We start from the raw sequence: 4,832 nt of genomic DNA, 5'->3' as shown, positions 1-4,832 counted from the left end.
CCCACCCCGTCACGGTCTGGAACCCCACCGCGGGTGGCGGCGCCCCGCGCGCGGTGGCGGGGGCCAGGGGGGCCCGCACCGCCGCGGCCGCGGTCGCCGCGAGCCCGCTGACGGTGATCTGCGTCCTGGACTACGAGGCGGTCGAGGACGTCCTGGCCGCGACCGGTGACGCGCTGGCGGGCCGCACGTTGGTCAATGTCACCAGCGGCTCCCCGAGCCGGGCCCGCGTGATCCAGCGCTGGGCCGAGCAGCACGACGTCGCCTATCTCGACGGCGGCATCATGGGCGATCCCCCCGACCTCGGCAAGCCGGAACTCAACTTCCCCTTCAGCGGTTCGGGGGCCGCGTTCGAGACCGCCGAGCCCGTCCTGCGCGAGCTGGGCACCCCCACCTACTACGGCGCCGACGCGGGCCTGGCCGCGGTGGAGTTCATGGCGCAGGTCGCGATGGGCTACGAGATCCTCATGGGTTTCCTGCACACCCTCCGGCTGGTCAGCGCGGAAGGAGTCGATCCCGCCGAGTTCGCCGCCCGCTTCGCCCACTCCCTCACCGGCTACCCGCCCCTGCTCGCGGCCATCGGCGAGGCCGTCGGTGACCGCGCCTACCCGCCCGACCTCGGCCCGTTGTCGGTGCAGTCGGCGCTGATGGACGACCTCGTCGAGCACCGCGAATCCCTCGGGATCGACACCGTCAGGATGCGTGAGGTCCGCGCGCTGATGACCGAGCGGGTCGCCGCGGGCCACGGCGACCAGGGTTTCTCCAGCCTGTTCGAGCTGTTGGAGCCCACCGGCCGGTGACATCGCGTACCGGCCGGTGGCGCGCGTCGCGGTGGCTCAGTCGAGCAGCGGGGCGATGACGTCCACCCGGTTCGTCCACACGAGACCGGTGAATCCGGCGGGGAGCCGGTCGAGTGATTCGGGGGTGTCGAAGCCCTCGGAGAAACCGCCCGAGCCGGCCACCAGCACGATCCTGGCATCCACCCCGGCCATGTCCTCGGCGAACCGGTCCGGCCAGCCGGCGAGCAGTCGCGTGTAGCCCTCGGGAATGTGCAGCTGGGTGTTGCGGCAGGCGTCCGGGATCGCGCCCGTCCACCCCGCGACCTCGTAGGGGGCGAGACATTCCAGCATGATCTGCTTGGACATCACCCGCAGGTCCGGCAGCCGTTCGCGCAGGGCGGCGATCGGCTCGTCCCCGCCGTAGACGGTGAGCCGTTCCCGATCCTCCTCCGCGAGCCGGTCCGCCAGCGCCGCGCCTTCGTCCGCATCGCTGCTCTTGATGTGGATCAGCAGCGATTCGGTCGGAAAGGCGGCGAGCACCTCGTCCAGCGAGGGCATGAGGCCGACGCCCTTGCCCCGGAACGGATGGGTCTTCCCGCCGTCTGCGGTGTAGCCGTAGCCGATGTCGAGTCCGCGCAACTCGTCCATCGTGTGGTCCCTGGTGGTGCCCGTGCCGTTGGTGCGACAGTCCAGCGTCCAGTCGTGGAAGACGGCGAACTGACCGTCGGCGGTCCAGTGCACGTCGAACTCCACCTGGTCCGCGCCCGCCTCGAAAGCGGCCCGCATCCCGTCGACGGTGTTCTCCAGGAATTGGTGCGTGGGGGGATCGATGCGCTCGGCGGTGCAGGTGTCGGCGTCGACGCCGTCGAGGGAGAAGGTCTGTGCCAGGCCTCGGTGCGCGAGCACCTGCGGCCGGTCACCGAGCTCGGCCGCGGCCGGACCGGCGCCGACCGCCCCCAGGGAGCCCGCCAACAGGGCGACCGCCATGGCGGCCTGCCAACGCGTGCCCCGCCCGTGCGGGCGGCTTCGGGTGAACATGCTTTCCGAAACGAACATGCCGGCCATCCTCACATGCCACGGCTCTCCCCGCAGCGCCGACCTCGACCTCGGAACGACGAATCGCGCTACCGCACAATATTTTTCCGATACACGGCCGAATCATGCCCCGAGGTCTCACGCCCGATACGGACACCCGTCCATTCCCGTGTCACGACCTCGTCCCCGGCCACCGGGCGGACGACCGATCCCATCCGGGGAGCGCGACCGGCTCCGGCGGGCACGGCCCGCCGCCGAGTACGGGCCGAGGGCGGATCGGCCCCACCGCGGCCTGCTCGGCGGTATCGTGGCATCCGCGGAGTCAGCCGTCCGCGGGTGAAGGATGTAACCTCAAGGCGCAGTGAGAGTTTCGTAGCGAGGAGTGGCCGTGCCGGACGGTATCAGCATCGTGGATCTGCGCCAGAACGAGCCACATTCGGCTCGGATCTACGATTATTTCCTCGGCGGAAAGGATTGGTACGAAGCCGATCGCGCGGCCGCCGAGCAGATCGAGCAGTCCATTCCCAACGTGCGCCTGCTCGCCAGGACCAACCGGGAGTTCATGCACCGCGCGATCCGGTTTCTCGCCGAGCGGGGCATCCGGCAGTTCCTCGACATCGGAACCGGAATCCCGACCGAACCGAATCTGCATCAGGTCGCCCAGGAGATCGCGCCCGACGCGCGCGTGGTGTACGCCGACAACGACCCGATCGTGCTCGCCCACGCCAGGGCACTGCTGGTCGGCACCCCGGAGGGCCGCACCGAGTACCTGCACGCCGACATCACCGAGCCCCGGTCGATCCTCGACGCCCCGCAACTGCGTGACACGCTCGACTTCTCCCAGCCGGTGGCGCTCAGCGTGATCGCGCTGGCGCACTTCGTGACCGGTGAACGGATCTACGACATCATCGCCACCCTGCTCGAGCCGCTCGCCCCCGGTTCCCACCTGGTGATGACCCACTTCTCCGCCGACGCCGACCCGGAGGGCGTGGCGAGGACGGTCAACGCCTACCAGCAGGGCGGCATCCCCATCGAACCGCGCGACAAGGACTCCATCGCCCGCTTCTTCTCCGACCTGGAGCTGGTCGAGCCCGGCATCGTCCCGATCCACCGCTGGCGGCCCACCGGAGTCGAACCGCCGAAGTCCTACGACCGCAAACTGCCCGGCTACGCCGCCGTCGCCCGCAAACCCTGACCGGACCGCGGCGCCACGTCCGAGCGCACACCCGTCCGCCCGCCCTCCAGCTCACCGCGTCGCCCTCACCGCGTCGACAGCAGGCACCACGTATCGACGTGACCATTCACGTCCTACGGCACGCTGCCGCGGCGGTGGCATGTGCCCCGATTCCTGCCGAACGGCGCCTGACGGCCGTTGGCGAGAATTGACGGGCCGGAACCGGCGATCGGTCCCGGTCCGCCGATCGGGACGGGGACGGGTCAGAGGCCGAGGCCCGTGCCGTGCACCCCGTGCTCGTCGATGAGGGCCAGTTCGTCGGCGGTGAACTCGGGGAAGTTCAGGGCCTGGAGGTTGTGGTCGAGCTGGGCGGTGGAGCTGGCGCCGATGAGGGCGGAGGTGACCTCGGGACGACGCAGGACCCACTGGAGGGCCAGCTGGGCCAGGCTCTGGCCGCGGGCTTCGGCGATCTTGGCGAGTTCGGCGGTGCGCCTGCGGTAGGTGTCGTCGATCTGGCTGGGCGACAGGAAGGCGCTGTTCACCGCGCGAGCGCCGTCGGGGATGGTCTCCAGGTACTTGTCGGTGAGCAGGCCCTGGGCCAGCGGCGAGTAGACGATGACGCCGAAGCCGTCGTCGGCGGCGGTCCCGAGCAGACCGTTGCGCTCGGGGCGGCGGTCGTAGATGGAGTAACGGGCCTGGTGGATGAGCAGCGGCACGCCCGCGGCGCGCAGCAGTTCGGCGGCCTCGTGGGTGCGCTCGGTGTCGTAGTTGGAGATGCCGACGTAGAGGGCCTTGCCCTGCTGGACGGCGCTGACCAGGGCGCCGACGGATTCCTCCAGCGGCGTGGCGAGGTCGGGGCTGTGGTGGTAGAAGATGTCGACGTAGTCGGTGCCGAGGTCGCGCAGGCTGTGTTCCAGCGAGGTGAGGATCGACTTGCGGGAGCCGCCCTTGAGATACGGGCTGGGGCCGATCGGGTTGCCCGCCTTGGTCGACAGGATCAGCTCGTCACGGTAGGGGGCGAGGTCCTTGGCGAGAACGCGGCCGAAATTCTGCTGGGCGGCGCGGTGCGGCGGGCCGTAGCGGTCGGCGTTGTCGAAATGACTGATGCCCAGATCGAACGCGTGCAGGATGATCTCGCGCTGCGTCTCGTACGGGTAGTCGGTACCGAACTTCTGCCACAGGCCGAAGGAGAAGGCGGGCAGGTCGAGACCGGACGTGCCGGTGCGGCGGTAGGGGATCTTCTCGTAGCGGTCCTGCGCGGCGGCGTAGGTCTGTTCGAACGGGCCATAGCTCATGACGAGCATCCTGCCCGGCCGCGGTGACCGGGTGAATTCTTCCGATCAGGGCGATTCTGTCCGGCGACCGCCCGCCACCTCACCGGTCCGTCTTCTCCTGGCCGATGTACTTCTCCTGGCCGATGTACACCGTCTCGCCGATCAACGCCCGGTCGGACGCCGCCCGCAGCAGGAATCCGGCCACATCGGCACGCGACAAGGCCTGGCCGTATCGTTCGGCGTCGCCGACGCGCTGCCACACCCGCCCGGTATACGGACCGTCGGTGAGCCTCGGCGGGCACACGATCGTCCACTCCAGCCCGGACGCGGTCACCACGTCCTCCATCACCCGCAGGTCCGCGTAGTGCTGCCGGAACGCGAACCCCACCAACGGCTTCAGCACCATCCGCATCGCCAGGCTGTCACCGGGCACGGTGCGCAGAGCGCCCGCGCTGATCACCAGCAGCCGCCGGACGTCCGCGGCGCGCATCGCGGCCACCTCGGCCCGCACCCCGGCCAGGATCGCGGGCCCGAGTTCGCGCCTCGGCGCCAGATCGCCGGTCACCAGGGTGC

5 protein-coding genes are annotated in these 4,832 nt (G+C 70.2%); 2 read left to right on the top strand and 3 right to left on the bottom strand.

From position 1 onward, the window contains the following. A partial coding sequence (locus QH283_RS26630) for an NAD(P)-binding domain-containing protein (RefSeq protein ID WP_280505683.1) occupies nt 1-797 on the top strand: 797 nt, incomplete at its 5' end. 36 nt (nt 798-833) lie between these two features. Here QH283_RS26630 and QH283_RS26625 read toward each other — a convergent pair. Beyond that, entirely contained in the window at nt 834-1,832 is a 999-nt protein-coding gene (locus QH283_RS26625) for a glycerophosphodiester phosphodiesterase family protein (RefSeq protein WP_280505682.1), read from the bottom strand. A gap of 367 nt (nt 1,833-2,199) precedes the next feature. On the opposite strand from QH283_RS26625, the gene QH283_RS26620 reads away from it, so the two are divergent. Next, complete coding sequence (locus QH283_RS26620; RefSeq protein ID WP_280505681.1) at nt 2,200-3,006, top strand: SAM-dependent methyltransferase; 807 nt, start codon at nt 2,200-2,202, stop codon at nt 3,004-3,006. Nucleotides 3,007-3,248: 242 nt separating this feature from the next. Here the strand turns inward: QH283_RS26620 and QH283_RS26615 are convergent, their stop codons facing one another. Together QH283_RS26615 and QH283_RS26610 are read right to left on the bottom strand one after the other, a co-directional pair. Next, nucleotides 3,249-4,280: an aldo/keto reductase gene (locus QH283_RS26615; protein ID WP_280505680.1), complete on the bottom strand. Its 1,032-nt coding sequence runs from the start codon at nt 4,278-4,280 to the stop codon at nt 3,249-3,251. A 79-nt stretch (nt 4,281-4,359) separates the two neighbouring features. Then, on the bottom strand, nt 4,360-4,832 hold a 473-nt coding region (locus tag QH283_RS26610), incomplete at its 5' end, for an NAD(P)-dependent oxidoreductase (protein ID WP_280505679.1).

Origin of the sequence: Nocardia farcinica (assembly GCF_029867845.1) — a bacterium.
In the GTDB taxonomy this organism is placed as follows: Bacteria; Actinomycetota; Actinomycetes; order Mycobacteriales; family Mycobacteriaceae; genus Nocardia; species Nocardia farcinica_A.
The sequence above is the reverse complement of the archived record's forward strand: the minus strand, read 5'-3'. Positions and strand labels throughout refer to the sequence as shown.

Coding starts and splice junctions, on each gene's coding strand:
- QH283_RS26625 (WP_280505682.1), bottom strand. CDS start 1,832: ATGTTCGTTTCGGAAAGCATGTTCACCCGAAGCCGCCCGCACGGGCGG.
- QH283_RS26615 (WP_280505680.1), bottom strand. CDS start 4,280: ATGAGCTATGGCCCGTTCGAACAGACCTACGCCGCCGCGCAGGACCGC.